This is a genomic window from Paraburkholderia susongensis (genome assembly GCF_900177725.1).
Lineage (GTDB): Bacteria > Pseudomonadota > Gammaproteobacteria > Burkholderiales > Burkholderiaceae > Paraburkholderia > Paraburkholderia susongensis.
Genome location: NZ_FXAT01000005.1, coordinates 240485 through 255414, shown reverse-complemented (window position 1 = coordinate 255414; position 14930 = coordinate 240485). Strand labels below are relative to the sequence as shown.

The following is a 14930-nucleotide window of genomic DNA, read 5'->3' as shown; positions in this document are numbered from 1 at the left end:
CCTCGCTCTGCCGTTGCCCCCGCGGCTTCCTACGACGGCTCCAGGGCTCCAAACACGAGCCGTTCCACGGTGCACCAATATTCCTCAGCCAGCGCCGGATCAGACGGTGACCGATTACTGGTTGCCGAAAATTCTGGACCGAATCCCGACAAGGTCGACGTCAAACTAATCAGCATGTAGTGAAAAACGATCGGCTCGACCTTGGGTAGCGAGTGTTCTTCCTGGGCAGCGCGGATTTGCGGCAGCAGCCAGTCGATCAGCGGCTTCAGGTTTGTCTCGGCGAGCCATTGCAGCCGCGTGCTGTGACCTAGCGATTCCTGAAGTATGAAGCGGTGAAATTCGGGGAAGTCTACCGTGAAGCGAAATAGCGCCCGGTAGGCCAGCTTGACCCGGTCGACCGCACTGGCCGGACCGAAGCTGGACAGACTGGCATCACGTTCCTGACGGACGCGTTGGAATACATATTCCGCCACCGCCCGCCATAGAATTTCTTTGGAACGGAAATGATAGGTGATGAGCGGATGCTGCACCCCAATACGCTCTGCAATACTGCGAATACTCGCCGCTTCGAAACCTTTTGCCGAAAATTCTGTAAGAGCAGCACTCAGGATGGCTAAACGAGTTTCCTGCGCTCGCTGCTGCTCAGCACGCTTCGGTTCTATTGGGCGATGCGCTCCGATATGTCTTTCAACAGGCAGTGTTCTTGACGCCATGTGCGAGTACGTTGCGACAGGTTGGCTTTAAACTCTATCCTGTACAGTAGCACAAATTTATTCGACTCGCTGGTTTTTAAATTGAAATCCGCCGCGGAACGATCCATTTCCTTGGCGGCAGATGAGCTCGTTTTACACGCCATCCTTGGGTGCATCACCGTCAAATGCGCGCTGCAGCAGCGCGCGAATCGCTTCGCGTTCCAGCGGACGGGGATTCCAGTAAGCGTTGTTGCATGCGATGCCGGCGGCCTCGTCGAGTTGTTCCTCGAGCATGCCGATCTCCTTGAGCGCAACGGGTGCGCCGTTCGCGCGCGCAAGTTCGTATAGGCCTTGCGCGGCACTGTCGTGCCCGATAGCCCGCGCAATCCGTTTCATGGCATCGGGCACGGCGTTGGCGTTGTACGCCAACGCGTGCGGCAGCACGATGGTATGAGTGGGCGCGTGCGGCAGATTGAAACTGCCGCCAAGTGTGTGACAGAGCTTGTGATGCAGCGCCATGCCGACACTGCCGAGCACGGTGCCGCACAGCCAGGCGCCGTAGAGCGCGTCGGCGCGTGCGGATGAATCGTTCTGCCGTGCAACGATCCGCGGCAAACTGCGTGCGAGCGCCGCGATGCCTTCTTCGGCCATGAGGCTGGTAAGAGGATTGGCATCGCGTGAATACAATCCTTCCGCTGCGTGCGCAATCGCGTTGATGCCGCTGGTGACGGACAGGCCGACCGGCAGCGTCAGAGTCAGGTCCGGATCGTAGACCACCGTTTTGGGTAATACGCGCAAGTCAGTGCCTGTACGTTTCAGGCCCGCATCGGTCAACCCGAATATGGGCGTCATTTCACTGCCCGCGTAGGTGGTCGGCACGGCGAGAATGGGCAGGTTCGTTTCGAGGGCGAGGCCCTTGGCGAGCCCGATCGCGGAGCCGCCACCCACGGCGACGACACAGTCGGCAGCGAGTGACGCCGCGACCGCGCGTGCCTGCGCGACCAGTTCAACCGGCACATGCATGGCGGCGCGATCGAATACGCCTGCTGCACGCTCACCCAATTGCCCGGCAACGGACGAACCCAGCTCTCGCTGCTCGTAGCTGCACAGAATCAGAGCGCGCCGTGTCTGCAATGCGTCTAGTTCCCGTTCGATGTGGGCGCGTGAGCCGCGCCCAAAGACGACACGCGTGGCGCGCCCGTTATAGACGAATTCAGAGGTGGACATATCGGGTTCCGGCGAGAGTATCGGTGAGCGTATCGACCTGTCGTGTCACGACGCATGCTCCGCAGGGTTGAGAACGAAGTCGTAATCGAGCGTATAGAACGAGGTGTCCATCACGGTGCCGTCCGGCGCGATGCCCGGCGGATGCTCTACCCAGTCGACGATCAAGGTCGAGCGCACGCCGAACACGGCGTCCGAGTCGAGGTATTGGTCACCGTTGCGGAACACGTGTGTAATCAACGGCTCGTAGCCTGGCGCCTTGATCCAGAAATGCAGATGCGCGGGACGCCACGGATGGCGCCCGAGTGCATCGAGCATTCGGCCTACCGGCCCATCGTGCGGAATCGGATAGGCCTCGGCGAGAATCGAGCGGAAATGAAAGCGTCCGTCGGGCAGCGTCTGCAAACGGCCGCGGGCCTGGAAATCTATCTTCTCGTCCTCGGCGTTTCCATACTGGACGTCGTAATACCCATCTTCATCCGATTGCCAGACCTCGATCGCGGCTCCCGCCACGGGCTCACTCGAAAGACCCTGAATGCGGCCGGAAACGAAACACGGAAGGCCCGCCGCGCCGTTGGAAATATCGTCGCCGTTCCTGTATTCGGGGGCACCCGAAACGAAGAACGGACCCAGAACCGTTGCTTCCGTGCATTCGGCCGGCTTGCGGTTGTTCTGTGTCGTCACCAGCATCGAAAGGCCGAGCGTGTCCGACAGGAGTACGAACTCCTGGCGCTTTTCGTCGGTGATGTGGCCGACGTCGGTGAGGAAATTGATCGCGTACAGCCATTCGCTCTCGGTCAGCTTCACTTCTCTTGCGAACGAATGCAAATGCTGGACAAGGCTGGTCATCACGGTGCGCAGCCTGTCGTCGGAGCAGCCGGACATCGCTGCGAGCACTGCCTGGGTGATGGTGTCTTCGCTGATGTTGCGCATGATCTTTCCTCGAGTTTCGTGTTGCCGGGCACATCGCCTGGATGGCCTGTCTGTCTACTGTAGCGGCGTTATGCGCCGGGAAATATGCGCTATAGTAAAAACATATTTCCAATGAGCGGAAAAGTCTCGACATGGATCGCTACACGCAAATGGAGTTCTTCGTGCTGACGGCAGACCTCGGGAGTCTGTCGCAGGCGGCCGAACGGCTCGGCATTTCGAATGCGGCGGCGAGCCGCACGTTGAGCGCATTGGAAGACCGCTTGGGCGCGCGGCTCGTCGAGCGCACCACTCGGCGACTGTGGCTAACGGATGCCGGGCGCGAATATCGGCGTCGTTGCGTGTCGATCCTTTCGGAGCTTGCCGAAGCGGATACCGCGATCAGCGATATGGCGCAGCGCCCGCGAGGCGTGTTGCGCGTGACAAGTTCAGTGTCGTTCGCGGTGTTGCACATCGCACCGTGGCTCTCCGAATTCAATCAACGCTATCCTGAACTCGTCGTACAGATCACGGCGGCGAACCGTTACCCGAATTTCATCGAGGCGGGCATCGACGTTGCGATCCGCACGCGCGAGCATGAGGGCGATTCGGGCATTACCGTGCGGCGGCTCGCGCATACGCGGCGCGTGCTGGCCGCATCGCCCGGCTATCTGGCGCAGCACGGCGTGCCGCGGTCGCCGGAAGAGATCGCGAAGCACAATGTGCTCGTTTATAGCTATGCGGAGAGCCCTTATCAGTTGCAATTGAGACGAGGGCGCGAGCGGCGCAGCATCGCGATTAGCGCCGCGCTGGAGTCGAACGAAGGGCAGGTGATTTGCGCGGCGGGCCGCGCCGGCCTCGGCATCGTCATTCAGCCTCTCTACATCGTGCACGATGACATCGTTGCCGGCCGCCTGATTCCGTTATTGAGCGACTGGGAGTTGCCGCCCCTGACGATCAACATCGCCTACCAGAGCCGCCGGAACCAGCCCGCGAAGATTCGCGTTTTCGCGGATGCGTTGAGCGAGCACGTCAGGAAACTGGATCTGGAAGCTCGCTGGACCACTTTGCCGAGCAGCATCTCACGCGCACAAAAGAAGAACTGAGCGGCCCACTCGCTGAGGTAGAGACGCATCGCACTGGCGTATCAACGGCCGCCGTACCACTTTTCGTTGAGCGCTCCAAATCCCGCAACGAGTGCGTCGAGCAGATGCCGGACCGCCGGAACCATACCCCGGCGCGTGGCGAAGATCGCGTGCACGAGGCCCGGCGTCGTTGCCAGATCGGGCAGCAACTGCCGTAGCCGGCCAGCCTGAAGGTCCTCTCCGACCAGCTCCCGAGGCAGCAAGGCCACGCCGACGCCCTGGATTGCCGCGATCCTCAGGCTGGCGAGATCGTCGGTTGCCAGGCGGGGCTGATGGGTCCACGACATCGCCTCACCCTTGGCGTCGACCAGGTTCCACGCAAATCGCCCGCTGCTGCTCGCCATCGCGAGGGTGGGCCATTCTTTCAGAGAGTCGATGGAACTGGGCGCCGGATAGCGCGCGGCCAATTCTGGACTGGCGACCAGAATGTGGATCGACAAGCCCAGTTGCCGCACCGCCAGATCGGTGTTTTCGAGTGGGGGAAGCCGGACCCGGATGGCAAAGTCCAGACCCTCCTCGACGACATCCACGCGGCGGTTGGTTGCATCGAGCAGTACCTGGACTTGCGGGTTGTCCTCTACGTATCGGGCAATGATCGCGGAGACACCCGCGCTCAGCAATGCCAGCGGGCAACTGACGCGTACCGTGCCCTGGGGCGTTGTCAGCGTCTGCTCGACGATGTCTTTGGCCGCCTTCGATTCCGCCACCACGGCCACGCAATGCTGATAGAACTGCCGCCCGGTTTCCGTGAGCGAGAGGCTCCGGCTCGTGCGATTGAGCAGGCGGACCTGAAGCTCCTCTTCCAATGCGCGAACGCGCCGGCTGAGTTTGGACGTCTGTGTGCCGAGGGCGCGGGCGGCGGCCGTGAAGCTGCCGTGCCCGACCACCTCCGCGAAGATTCTCAGGTCATTGAGGTCGGTGATCTGGGTCATGGGCGGACCTTAATGGGGTTTCCATCGTTCTACCACGAGCAATGATGCATTGCAATTGGGGAGATATGCGCGTGATCGTTGCGTCTATAGCATTCGGTCACGGTCTGAATCATCACTGGCATCAGCGGGCGCCGATCCGGCGACTGTCCCATGTCCGGGCCGAAGGAAAAAGGAGCCGACATGTTTGCACACCGCCGTTGGGAGTCACTGGGCAGCGCCGATCTCGGCTGGCTGCGCGCGAAGCACCATTTCGCCGTCAGCGCTGACGACAATCCCGAACACGATGCTCTGGGTCCCCTGATCGTCTGGAACGACGATGAGATTGCGGTCGGCGGCGGCTTTCCAATGCATGGACACCGCGACGTGGAGATCATCACCTATGTGCGCCAGGGGGTTCTCGGTCATCGCGATACTTTGGGATCCGAAGGAACGATCCGCGCGGGCGACGTTCAGGTCATGAGCGCCGGCAAGGGCATACGCCACGCTGAGTTCAACAAGGGTGACGCGCCGCTCAAGCTCTATCAGATCTGGCTGTCGCCTCGCGTGGCCGGTGGCGAACCTCAGTGGGATACGAAGCCGTTTCCGAAGAGCGATCGCTCGGGGCGCTTCGTCATCCTTGCGAGCGGTTTCGCCGAGGACGAAGGCGCGCTTCCCATTCGTGCGGATGCGCGGCTGCTTGGCGCAACGCTCAAGGCGGGCGAGAGCATCCGGCAGGCGTTGAGTTCATCTCGTTGCGCCTATCTCGTGGTGGCGTCGGGACGAATCGAAGTCGACGGCGAGCCTATGGGTGCGCTGGATGGCGTTGCGATCACGGAAGTACCGGCAGTTGAAATAACCGCGCTCGAAGATTCCGAGCTGGTGATGGTGGACACCGGCCAGGTGTAATTTTTTTGATCCACCTACGTAAGTCAATTTCAGGAGATCATCATGGATCGTTACAAGTTTCTTCCACTGTTGGGTCGTATCATGATTGGAGCACCGTTCGTGCTGAGCGGGCTGGGCAAGCTCGGCGCACACGCCGCGACGGTCGGCTATATCGCTGCCATGGGTTTGCCGGTGCCGCCGCTCGCTTACATTGGCGCCGTGGCGGTAGAGCTGGGCGGCGGCTTGCTGTTGCTGTCGGGATACCGTGCCCGCTACGTGTCGCTCGCGATGGCGGTGTTCTGTCTCGTGACGGCGGCATTCTTCCACCACAACTTCGCCGATCAGAACCAGATGATTCACTTCATGAAGAACGTGATGATGGCTGGCGGCCTTCTGCAGATTACCTACTTCGGTGCTGGCGCGTTCAGCCTGGACTCGCGCGCCTCGCGTGCGCGGCTGGCGTCTTTGGGTGCGAGCTAGGACGACGGATTCGTCGAGGCGAACGCCTGCCTGAACAGGCGGGTGTTCGTCTTGTCTGGTGTTCTGTTTTACGCGGACCGTATGGCCGCATCTGAAAGCAAGCTCCGGCGTGATTGAAGCCAGTCACGCGCGAGAGCAGTCGAAAGACCCAACTGGAGTTCAGCTATGACCGCTACACCTATCCCCGCCACGTTCCCGCTCGGCGATCGTGTCGTGAACCGCATGGGCTATGGGGCGATGCAACTCGCCGGGCCGGGCGTGTTCGGGCCGCCGAAGGATCGCGACGCGGCGATTGCCGTGCTGCGCGAGGCGGTGGCAAGCGGTGTGAACCATATCGACACCAGTGACTTTTATGGTCCGCACGTCACGAACCTCATCATTCGCGAGGCGCTGCATCCTTATCCGGCCGACCTCACGATCGTGACGAAGGTGGGCGCCGTGCGCGGGCCGGACGCTTCGTGGAACCCCGCGCAAAGTCCGGCTGAACTCACGCGAGCGGTGCACGACAACCTGCGCAATCTCGGTGTCGATGTTCTCGACGTCGTGAATCTCCGCGCGATGGGCGACAATCGGCAGCCGGTCGAGGGCTCGATCGCCGAGGCATTCACGACGCTTGTGGAGTTGCAGCGGCAAGGCCTGATCCGGCATCTGGGGCTTAGCAATGTCACCGCCGCGCAGATCGAGGAAGCGCAGTCGATCGCGGCGGTCGTCTGCGTGCAGAACCTGTTCAATCTCGTGCAACGCGAAGACGATCGGCTGATCGATGCGCTTGCCGATCGCGGCCTGCCCTATGTGCCGTTCTTCCCGCTGGGCGGTTTCTCCCCGCTGCAGTCCGCGACGTTGTCCGAGGTCGCGCAATCTCTCGACGCAACCCCGATGCAGGTCGCACTCGCGTGGCTGCTGAAACGCTCTCCTAACGTCCTGCTGATCCCGGGTACATCATCGCTCAAACATTTGCGGGAAAACCTGGCGGCGGCAGAACTCGTTCTTCCGGCTGAAGCGCTTGACCGGTTGAACGGAATGATCTGAGCATAGTAAGGATGCCGGAGCGATTTTCTGGTTGAGGTGAAGGCGGTGCCGGTGAGTTCCGCCGATGTGAAGCACCGGTGCCGGGAGAATCGTGCCGAGGGCTGGGGTCTCAGGGTATTGGGCTACGGCCCAGCAGGCGCTGTTGACGCGGTTGGAAGCGGGGTTACCCCGAGATCGCCCCGAGTTCCCCCTTTCAAGCCCGGTCATGAGGTCTCCCACGCGGACACCTCGGGCCGGCTGATCTATTAGTCCGGCAAGCGAGGTTCCGTGCTGTCCCACTGCGGGGCGAGCCCCGGTGGATTGACGATTCTGCTGCCCGGTCTGGCGAGCGCATGAATCGCCGCCATGTCTGCGGCTTGCAGTTCGAAGTCGAAGACGGCAAGGTTCTCTGGCAATCGCTCAATCTTCGATGTTCTGGACAGCGCCACGACACCATCCTGTTGGACGAGCCAACGAAGGACGATCTGCGCGATGGTTTTCCCGTAGCGGGCGGCCATCTCCTTCAATACCGGGTCCGATAGAACCTGGCCGACCGCCATGCCGCAATAGCCGGTGACCGCGAGCCCCGCGTTGAGCGTGCTTTCGATCAGCAGAGACTGATTCAGATACGGGTGGTACTCGAACTGATTCGTGGCGAGCGGAATCTCCGAAAGCTCGATAGCTTCTGCCATGAGCGCGCGGTTGTAATTGCTGACGCCGATATGGCGCACCTTGCCGGATCTGGACGCCGCATTCAATGCGCCGATCTGTTCGGATAACGGAATATCCGATCCGGGCCAGTGAAGCAGAAGAAGGTCGATATAGTCGGTCTTGAGCTTTCGAAGACTTTCGTCGACAGACGCCGCGAAGCGGGTAGGGTGATAGTTGCTCACCCAGACCTTGGTCGTGATGAACACGTCCGCCCTTGGGATGCCGGACGCGGCGACACAGTCCCCGACTTCGGCCTCGTTTCCATAGACTTGTGCGGTGTCGATATGACGGAACCCGGCACGAAGTGCCGCGGGGAGAACGCGATGCACTTCGAGCGGGCTCATTCCATAGGTGCCGTAACCTAGCGTGGGAATGGCGGCATGACCCGCCTGGACGACGTTTTGCATATGGTGTCGGAGTGGGAGAGGTGGTAACTCGGTGGTGACATTCGGTGACGATATTCGTGAACGGCGTACTAGCCGATCCGACCCGACCGGCGCAACTGTTCCCCGATCTCGGCGATCCCGGCTTCACCTGTCTGCAAGGCTTCCTTCGAAGTATGCACCGAGTAGTACCCCAGCACGAGATCGTGCGGATGCGGAACCGCGGAGCCGAGAACGAATTCCGTGTCTTCGTCGACCGTGAACTCGAGGACGTCCTGAGACTCGTTGAAAACGGCAACTTCCGCGCGAATCTGATCGCGGCCTACGAGCAGCGCGCCACGCTGAACACTGACCCATGCGACCGTATGGCCTGCCGGGGGCGTATACCGCCAACTCTCGCCGGCCGAAAGCCGCACGTGCAGATAGTTGATGCCCTGGGGCGCCAATACCGGACTCTGTACGCCTTCGTAGCTGCCTAGAACGACTCGGGCCGGGCCAATCCGCGGAATCTTGTCCACGGACAGATACTGGCTGAGCGGCTTGCCCAGTTCCAGTTCACGCGGCAACGCCGTCCACAACTGATAGCCCCGCACTCGCGAGCGTCCCTCGGGATACCCGTCATGCCACACGCCGCCGCCAGCGTTCATCCACTCGACACTGCCCGTTGAGAGGACGCCGGATGCACCCGTCGTATCCTCATACCCGACTTCTCCGTCCAGCAGGATGGTCGTCGTTGCGATGCCCGAATGCGGATGCATCGCAAACCGTGTTGCGGAATGCGCCGGGATGTCGAAATAGTCGAGAAAGACAAAAGGTTTGAGCCGTCTGCCGAGATCGCCCGGGCTGAACAATCGGTTGACAGGACCATGTGGCCTTCCCGCCGTCCGGGAGACGATCGTTCTTGTGGAGTGGTGTGAACTTGACCGGCTTTCTATTCCCGTCGCGGTGGAGGGCTCTACGGGATGTTCCGGGCCTGACGGTAAAACAGGGGATTGGATCGTATCGAATGTCATGATGTCTGTGCATTCCTGAAATTTGCCTATGGTGGAAGATAGGGGCTGACATCGGCGCACGGAAGCCTGTATTTTTCGATGCAACCAATCGCCGCAGGCGATACGTCCCGGATGCAGTTTTCCGCGTCGTTGACGGCCGTTGACGGCGATGCGATTGCGCCGTTGATGGACGCATGCCGGTACGGCGGAAAGCGATGAAGTCTTGTTGTCGGCGTGAGCGGCTAGAGATCATCGGCTACATGCGCGCTAGAACGTGTGCCGTATTTCAAAATTTGCTCCAACCGCAGTCGTCCCCGGAACGCACGCCTCCAGGCACCGTGTCGAATGGCGAAGCAGGAATAATTATAAATTTCCCGATCGTACAGATTTTATGTCATGGCATTTCCCCAGGTAGTGCCAGGTAAAGATCTGGATTGGAAGAGAAGCGTGGCGCAAAACCTGATACTTCAACGCTCGGACGTCGAACTCGGCTACGTCCATCTGCGGAATCGATAAGTACCATCGAAAAGTTTCGGCTATTCAGATGCGACACGGCCGTGCGACATTGCAGTCGTGTTCTTGCCGAAGCGGCCTTACATCTTGAAGGAAAAAGGCGATGGAAATCAGAACGATGACGGATGAGCAACGAAAGGCAATCGCGCTCGAGTACTTCAAACGTATGGACCGAGGCGAAAGCGTCTTTGACCTGTTGGACGACAACGCCGAGGTTTACTTCCCCAAGTGGGGCGTTGCACGCGGCAAGCAGGAAATCGAGCAGCTGTTCGGCGATCTGATGAGAATTCTCGCCGGTGTCTCGCACGACATCGCTCACGCCAACTTTGTCCAGCAGGGCGACATGGTCGTGGTCGAGGGGCTTTCGAGCGGAACGCTGAAAAGCGGCGCCGAGTGGCGCGCCGGTACGACGTTCGCGGGCAGGTGGTGCGATGTATTCGAAATCCGCAATTTCAGAATTCAGCGGTGTCATGTGTACCTGGATCCTGACTATGCCGGCTCGGACACGGCCCGCTACCCGTGGCTGAGCGCCGGACGCGAAACCCGCTACTAGACACATTCTGCGGGACTTCGCCCGCAATGCCACGATCAGTTTCGGTCACCCGGTCGGTACCTGCAAAATGGGCGTCGACGAAATGGCGGTGGTCGATCCGCAGTTACGCGTTCGGCGCCAAGGCCGCACGGATGATTCTCGGCACAGCGTGATGGTGCTCAGTTGGTGCTTGATTGGCGCCCGATTTGCCATGACGAGCCGCGTTGCCTCAGCCACCCAGCCGCGCCGTTGCATCGACCTCAGCCGCCTCCGGTGGGCACGTGCGCAACCGCTCGATGAACCATCGTCCCGCGGGGCCCGGTGGTGTGGCTAAGGGGTAGACGGCCGACATCGGGAGAATCAGGCCGCCGGCCGGCACGTCTTCGACCTGGAGCTCAACGAGCCGGCCGGCGGCCATGTCGTCCTTGATGGCGTGCGCCGGCATGCCGCCCCAGCCCAGCCCATGCAGCAGAAAGGCGTGCTTGGCGAACAGATCCGCCAGCCGCCACGTCAAGCCCGACATGACGCCAAACTCGCGGTCGGCCGACAGATTGGAGCGGTCGGTCAGTACGAGCTGGGTGTGGCGCGCCAACTCGTCTTTGGGAATCGGGCCGTTGATTTTCGCCAGTGGGTGGCTGCTCGCGGCGACCATCATGAAAGCGACACCCGTTAGCCGCTCCGCCGTGAAACCCGGCGGAACGAACGGCAGTGAGCCGACGATGCCGACCGCGGCACGTCCGTCGATGACCGGCTGATAGGCGCCGCCGAGCGCCTCGGCATAGAGCCGCAACGGCACCGAAGGGAAGCGTTCGCGAAACTCCTTGGCCGCTTCGATGATGGCGTCAATCGGGAAGAACACGTCCAGCACCACCGCCAGTTCGGGCTCGAGGCCCGACGCCATGCCTTTCGCGCGCGCCTTCATCCAGTCGACGCCGGCAATGATGCTGCGCGCATCGGCCAGCAGAATCCTGCCCTCGGCCGTCAACAGTGGATATCGGCCGCTTCGATCGAACAGCGTGACGCCGATCTGGCCTTCGAGGTTGGCGACAAGCTCGCTGACCATCGACTGCGCCCGGCGCAGCTTCCTCGCCGCGCCTGAAAAGCTGCCTTCATCGACCGCTGTGATAAAGGTTCGTAGCTGATCTAACGATACGCCGTCCAGCATCGTGATCTCCTGATCTATCGTTAGAGGCGATGGACATGATCGAAAAATAACGGCTATTCAGGTGCAATGCAACCATGCGACATTGGCGGCGTATTCCCCGCATTGGCGTCCGGCCAGGTGTCTCGTGCATCGACGTGCATCGACATGAGGCGGCTCGCTACCCGAGGTTCCCGACATGAAACTGCTGCACATCGACTCCAGTATTCGCGGCGCCCAGTCGGTCAGCCGCACGCTGACCGCGGAAATCGTCAAGTGCCAGAAGGCGCTGCACCCTGGAATCGAGGTCATTTATCGCGATCTCGCGGCCGACCCCGCGTTGCATCTGTCCGATGTGCACATTGCGGCTTGGGCCGGTGGGGCGGTCGAAGGCGCGGCGCTCAGTTGCGATCTTGAAACCGGCCAGGAATACCTTTCCGAGCTGTTCGAGGCCGATATTATCGTCGTTGGCGCGCCGATGTATAACTTCTCCGTGCCGTCGCAACTGAAGGCCTGGATCGATCGCATCATCGTCTTGGGGCAGACCTTCGAGTACGACGAGTCCGGCGAACTCCAGACATTTCTTCCTTCCGGCAAGAAAATCATCGTCGTGTCCACGCGTGGCAACGTTTATCAGCCTGGATCGCCGACGGCCGCGCTCGAACACCATGAAAGCTATTTGCGAACTGTGTTCTCGTTCCTCGGTCTGCATGACGTGACGGTGGTGCGGGCGGAAGGACTCGCGCTCGGTCCCGATGCCAGGGACGCCGCCATTAGAGAGGCACGATTCAGGATCGCCGCGGCCATCGCGGTGTGATCTTCGGCGAGATTCAGCCAGATTGGAAGGGCGCTCACGCTCGCGCGCGCCGTGGCAAAGGCATCTATCGATCCATCGGTAATAGCGATAGGACTCATCGAAAAATGATGCCTGTTCAGATGCGATCCACCCGTGCGACATTGCGGAAGTATTGTCCGTGCTGAATTCTCACCGCGGCGTTGCCGCAGATATCGAAAGGAGTTCGCAATGTCGAAAGTACTGGTGCTGTACTACTCATCATATGGTCATGTCGAGACGCTGGCGGATGCCGTCGCCGAGGGCGCGCGCGCGGCGGGCGCCACGGTCGACGTCAAGCGGGTGCCGGAAACGGCACCGGCAGAGGTGGCCAAGGCCGCCTACTTCAAGCTCGATCAGAAAGCGCCGGTCGCGACGGTGGCCGAGCTTGCCAACTACGACGCGATCGTGGTCGGCACGCCTACCCGTTTTGGACGCATCTCGTCGCAGATGGCTGCGTTTCTGGATCAGGCGGGCGGGCTGTGGATGAGTGGTGCGTTGAATGGCAAGGTCGGTGGCGCTTTTACCTCGACGGCCAGTCAGCACGGCGGCCAGGAAACGACGTTGTTTTCGGTCATCACCAATCTGCTGCACTTCGGCATGACGATCGTCGGCCTGCCGTACAGCCACCAGGGGCAAATGACGCTGGACGAGATCGTCGGCGGCGCGCCCTATGGCGCCACGACGATCGCCGGCGGCCAGGGGCAGCGCCAGCCGAGCGCCATCGAACTCGCAGGCGCGCGCCATCAGGGTGAACTGATTGCCAGGACGGCAAACAAGCTGTTCGGCTGAACGCCGCTCGTCATTCGCATTGCCGGCCTGCAAACGGGACTGGCCCGGACGGAATTCCGCCCGGGTCAGTCCCGAGGACCGGTGCCATCCTTGACCTCCCCGTTTCAAAGAACGCGTGATGACGGGTTCGTCTAACGACGACGCATTCCCGCCGCCGTTGATGATGTGCTGGCCTCTTATCGGGGACTCGTTGAACACGGTATTCGCCGGGTTGCCGTCACGGGAGACTCCGCCGGAGGCAATCTCGCACTCGTGCTCGCTTCGCGTGTGACCGGCGAAGCGGTTTCCGCCGGGGTGACGCAATGACGAACCACGCACAGAACCAGACCGCCCGATAAGTTCGCAGCCTTACCCAACGAAGCAAATATCGATCAACGAATCGGTTAGAGTGTCGGCCTGGAAGGCACGGCAATCGCGCAACCGCGCGCGAACGGGGAAGGAGACGAGTTTGAGCAAGAGCGCCCTGGCGACAACTGAAACCTGGCACATGGACGATGCGACCGCGGGCGTGTGGATTCGCGCCGCGCATCTCGGCCGGAAGATAAAGGTCGAGAAGGGCACCATGATCTACCGTCAGGGCGAGCTTGGCTTTACGTTCTACTTTCTGTTGTCAGGCCGCATTCAGGTTTCGATATTTCAAAGCGACGGTTCCGAGTTCATGCTCGAGATGATGGGGCCGTGGGCGATGTTCGGTGAATCTCCGGCCATGGATGGTTTTCCTCGCATCGCCACGGCTATCGCGGCCGAGACTTCGGAACTGATTGAATTCGATATCAGGGTTATTACCGAGGCAATTCCCTCCTGCCCGGAGTTGGCTATCTCCCTGATGCGCATCGTTGCAATCAAGCAGCGGATTCTCGCGTCCCGCATTCAATACCTTGCGCTCCCGAAGCCGGAAATGAGGATTGGGGAACTGTTGGGCAGGCTGGCAGAGTTGTATGGGGAAAAGCGCGAGGGCGGAACGCTGATATCGATTCCCCTGACTCATGAGCAAATCGCTGCGATGACGGGCGCATCCCGGGTCACCGTCACGCGCGCCCTGAAGCGGCTCACGACCCTCGGCGCAATCGAACTCCGGCAGCGTCGCATCTGGGTGCTCGACCCGTCAAAGCTTCTCGGCTGATTTGGTAACTCGCTATACAGACGACAGTCCGCTCGCTCACGTAGAGTGGGGCACATTGGATTTACATCCCCTGTACCACATCCGCTGATTGAAGGACTGCCATGAGCCAAATCGAGCGTCTGCGTCTTCCTGAAGACGACGCAACTTTCGGAAGCAACCGCATTTTCGACCTGTTCCAGTACTCGCCCGCTGTGACGGCAAACGGACTGGTTTTCATCGCGGGACAAATCGGCCTGCGTGCCGACGGATCGATTCCCGAAGACCCGAAGGAGCAAATCGATGTCGCGTTCAAACGAATCGAGGCGGTGCTCAGGCATCTCGGTCTCGACTTCACGGACGTGGTCGAACTGGTTTCCTATCACGTTGACGTCGGCTCGCAACTCGCGGCATTCCGCGAAGTGAAGGAGCGCTACATCCGCTCCGACTTCCCGGCATGGACCATTCTCGGCATCGCGGCGCTCGCGCGTCCTGAGCTTATCGTCGAGATCAAGGTTGTCGCTGCAACTCGTAAGTAAGCCGAATCTTCGCCGGCTCGCATCTTCGCCGGCCGCCGGCGGCAAACCGAAATTTAACCGACCCACGCTCCCTCGCGCGGCCAGGCCGCAACGTTGTGCCCGCGTGCGCAACGTTGCGGAGCGGGTTCTGCATACAGACGAA

The 14930-nt window shown here is 60.9% G+C and carries 17 protein-coding genes and 1 pseudogene; 11 read left to right on the top strand and 7 right to left on the bottom strand.

Going from position 1 to position 14930, the window contains the following annotated elements; genetic code table 11:
* Positions 1-29: 29 nt before the first annotated feature.
* From B9Z01_RS17410 to B9Z01_RS17400, 3 genes are all read right to left on the bottom strand, one after another.
* Positions 30-713, bottom strand: coding sequence for a TetR/AcrR family transcriptional regulator (locus tag B9Z01_RS17410; protein ID WP_085485232.1), 684 nt, complete (start codon positions 711-713; stop codon positions 30-32).
* 132 nt (positions 714-845) lie between these two features.
* On the bottom strand, positions 846-1919 hold the full coding sequence (locus tag B9Z01_RS17405) for a maleylacetate reductase (RefSeq protein ID WP_085485230.1): 1074 nt from the start codon (positions 1917-1919) through the stop codon (positions 846-848).
* Between the two features lie 45 nt (positions 1920-1964).
* Positions 1965-2849 (bottom strand): intradiol ring-cleavage dioxygenase, encoded by an 885-nt coding sequence (locus tag B9Z01_RS17400; RefSeq protein WP_085485228.1) that lies wholly within the window; start codon positions 2847-2849, stop codon positions 1965-1967.
* A gap of 131 nt (positions 2850-2980) precedes the next feature.
* Here B9Z01_RS17400 and B9Z01_RS17395 point away from each other — a divergent pair, with 131 nt between their 5' ends.
* The gene (locus B9Z01_RS17395; RefSeq protein WP_085485226.1) at positions 2981-3931 is read left to right on the top strand and encodes a LysR family transcriptional regulator; all 951 of its coding nucleotides are present in this window, start codon (positions 2981-2983) and stop codon (positions 3929-3931) included.
* Positions 3932-3972: 41 nt separating this feature from the next.
* Here B9Z01_RS17395 and B9Z01_RS17390 read toward each other — a convergent pair whose 3' ends face one another.
* Positions 3973-4902, bottom strand: a complete 930-nt coding sequence (locus B9Z01_RS17390; protein ID WP_085485224.1) for a LysR family transcriptional regulator — start codon at positions 4900-4902, stop codon at positions 3973-3975.
* Between the two features lie 180 nt (positions 4903-5082).
* On the opposite strand from B9Z01_RS17390, the gene B9Z01_RS17385 reads away from it, so the two are divergent.
* The 3 genes from B9Z01_RS17385 to B9Z01_RS17375 all read left to right on the top strand — a co-directional run bounded on the left by B9Z01_RS17385 (position 5083) and on the right by B9Z01_RS17375 (position 7275).
* Positions 5083-5787, top strand: coding sequence for a pirin family protein (locus B9Z01_RS17385; protein ID WP_085485222.1), 705 nt, complete (start codon positions 5083-5085; stop codon positions 5785-5787).
* A 42-nt stretch (positions 5788-5829) separates the two neighbouring features.
* The gene (locus B9Z01_RS17380; RefSeq protein ID WP_085485220.1) at positions 5830-6246 is read left to right on the top strand and encodes a DoxX family protein; all 417 of its coding nucleotides are present in this window, start codon (positions 5830-5832) and stop codon (positions 6244-6246) included.
* Positions 6247-6411: 165 nt separating this feature from the next.
* Positions 6412-7275 carry an aldo/keto reductase family oxidoreductase gene (locus B9Z01_RS17375; protein ID WP_085485218.1) on the top strand — a complete coding sequence of 288 codons (864 nt, stop codon included), beginning with the start codon at positions 6412-6414 and terminating at the stop codon, positions 7273-7275.
* A gap of 245 nt (positions 7276-7520) precedes the next feature.
* Here B9Z01_RS17375 and B9Z01_RS17370 read toward each other — a convergent pair whose 3' ends face one another.
* Entirely contained in the window at positions 7521-8372 is an 852-nt protein-coding gene (locus tag B9Z01_RS17370; RefSeq protein WP_085485216.1) for an aldo/keto reductase, read from the bottom strand.
* 68 nt (positions 8373-8440) lie between these two features.
* Positions 8441-9361, bottom strand: coding sequence for a pirin family protein (locus B9Z01_RS17365; protein WP_085485214.1), 921 nt, complete (start codon positions 9359-9361; stop codon positions 8441-8443).
* 595 nt (positions 9362-9956) lie between these two features.
* Here B9Z01_RS17365 and B9Z01_RS17360 point away from each other — a divergent pair.
* Entirely contained in the window at positions 9957-10406 is a 450-nt protein-coding gene (locus tag B9Z01_RS17360; protein ID WP_085485212.1) for a nuclear transport factor 2 family protein, read from the top strand.
* A gap of 37 nt (positions 10407-10443) precedes the next feature.
* Positions 10444-10521 (top strand): annotated as a pseudogene (locus B9Z01_RS36275) (GMC oxidoreductase); the annotation flags it as partial.
* 93 nt (positions 10522-10614) lie between these two features.
* On the opposite strand, the gene B9Z01_RS17350 reads toward B9Z01_RS36275, so the two are convergent.
* On the bottom strand, positions 10615-11550 hold the full coding sequence (locus B9Z01_RS17350; protein WP_085485208.1) for a LysR family transcriptional regulator: 936 nt from the start codon (positions 11548-11550) through the stop codon (positions 10615-10617).
* A 175-nt stretch (positions 11551-11725) separates the two neighbouring features.
* Here B9Z01_RS17350 and B9Z01_RS17345 point away from each other — a divergent pair, with 175 nt between their 5' ends.
* The 5 genes from B9Z01_RS17345 (at position 11726) to B9Z01_RS17325 (ending at position 14788) form a co-directional block, all read left to right on the top strand.
* Positions 11726-12343, top strand: a complete 618-nt coding sequence (locus tag B9Z01_RS17345; protein WP_085485206.1) for an FMN-dependent NADH-azoreductase — start codon at positions 11726-11728, stop codon at positions 12341-12343.
* A 207-nt stretch (positions 12344-12550) separates the two neighbouring features.
* Positions 12551-13150: an NAD(P)H:quinone oxidoreductase gene (wrbA, locus tag B9Z01_RS17340; protein WP_085485204.1), complete on the top strand. Its 600-nt coding sequence runs from the start codon at positions 12551-12553 to the stop codon at positions 13148-13150.
* A gap of 144 nt (positions 13151-13294) precedes the next feature.
* Positions 13295-13456 carry an alpha/beta hydrolase fold domain-containing protein gene (locus B9Z01_RS17335; protein WP_085485202.1) on the top strand — a complete coding sequence of 54 codons (162 nt, stop codon included), beginning with the start codon at positions 13295-13297 and terminating at the stop codon, positions 13454-13456.
* A 142-nt stretch (positions 13457-13598) separates the two neighbouring features.
* Positions 13599-14273 carry a Crp/Fnr family transcriptional regulator gene (locus tag B9Z01_RS17330; RefSeq protein WP_085485200.1) on the top strand — a complete coding sequence of 225 codons (675 nt, stop codon included), beginning with the start codon at positions 13599-13601 and terminating at the stop codon, positions 14271-14273.
* Positions 14274-14374: 101 nt separating this feature from the next.
* Positions 14375-14788, top strand: coding sequence for a RidA family protein (locus B9Z01_RS17325; protein ID WP_085485198.1), 414 nt, complete (start codon positions 14375-14377; stop codon positions 14786-14788).
* The last annotated feature ends 142 nt before the right edge of the window (positions 14789-14930 follow it).

Bases quoted from the DNA above. Each gene is read 5' to 3' on its own strand.
- B9Z01_RS17410 (WP_085485232.1), bottom strand. From the start codon at position 713: ATGGCGTCAAGAACACTGCCTGTTGAAAGACATATCGGAGCGCATCGC.
- B9Z01_RS17405 (WP_085485230.1), bottom strand. From the start codon at position 1,919: ATGTCCACCTCTGAATTCGTCTATAACGGGCGCGCCACGCGTGTCGTC.
- B9Z01_RS17400 (WP_085485228.1), bottom strand. From the start codon at position 2,849: ATGCGCAACATCAGCGAAGACACCATCACCCAGGCAGTGCTCGCAGCG.
- B9Z01_RS17395 (WP_085485226.1), top strand. From the start codon at position 2,981: ATGGATCGCTACACGCAAATGGAGTTCTTCGTGCTGACGGCAGACCTC.
- B9Z01_RS17390 (WP_085485224.1), bottom strand. From the start codon at position 4,902: ATGACCCAGATCACCGACCTCAATGACCTGAGAATCTTCGCGGAGGTG.
- B9Z01_RS17385 (WP_085485222.1), top strand. From the start codon at position 5,083: ATGTTTGCACACCGCCGTTGGGAGTCACTGGGCAGCGCCGATCTCGGC.
- B9Z01_RS17380 (WP_085485220.1), top strand. From the start codon at position 5,830: ATGGATCGTTACAAGTTTCTTCCACTGTTGGGTCGTATCATGATTGGA.
- B9Z01_RS17375 (WP_085485218.1), top strand. From the start codon at position 6,412: ATGACCGCTACACCTATCCCCGCCACGTTCCCGCTCGGCGATCGTGTC.
- B9Z01_RS17370 (WP_085485216.1), bottom strand. From the start codon at position 8,372: ATGCAAAACGTCGTCCAGGCGGGTCATGCCGCCATTCCCACGCTAGGT.
- B9Z01_RS17365 (WP_085485214.1), bottom strand. From the start codon at position 9,361: ATGACATTCGATACGATCCAATCCCCTGTTTTACCGTCAGGCCCGGAA.
- B9Z01_RS17360 (WP_085485212.1), top strand. From the start codon at position 9,957: ATGGAAATCAGAACGATGACGGATGAGCAACGAAAGGCAATCGCGCTC.
- B9Z01_RS17350 (WP_085485208.1), bottom strand. From the start codon at position 11,550: ATGCTGGACGGCGTATCGTTAGATCAGCTACGAACCTTTATCACAGCG.
- B9Z01_RS17345 (WP_085485206.1), top strand. From the start codon at position 11,726: ATGAAACTGCTGCACATCGACTCCAGTATTCGCGGCGCCCAGTCGGTC.
- wrbA (WP_085485204.1), top strand. From the start codon at position 12,551: ATGTCGAAAGTACTGGTGCTGTACTACTCATCATATGGTCATGTCGAG.
- B9Z01_RS17325 (WP_085485198.1), top strand. From the start codon at position 14,375: ATGAGCCAAATCGAGCGTCTGCGTCTTCCTGAAGACGACGCAACTTTC.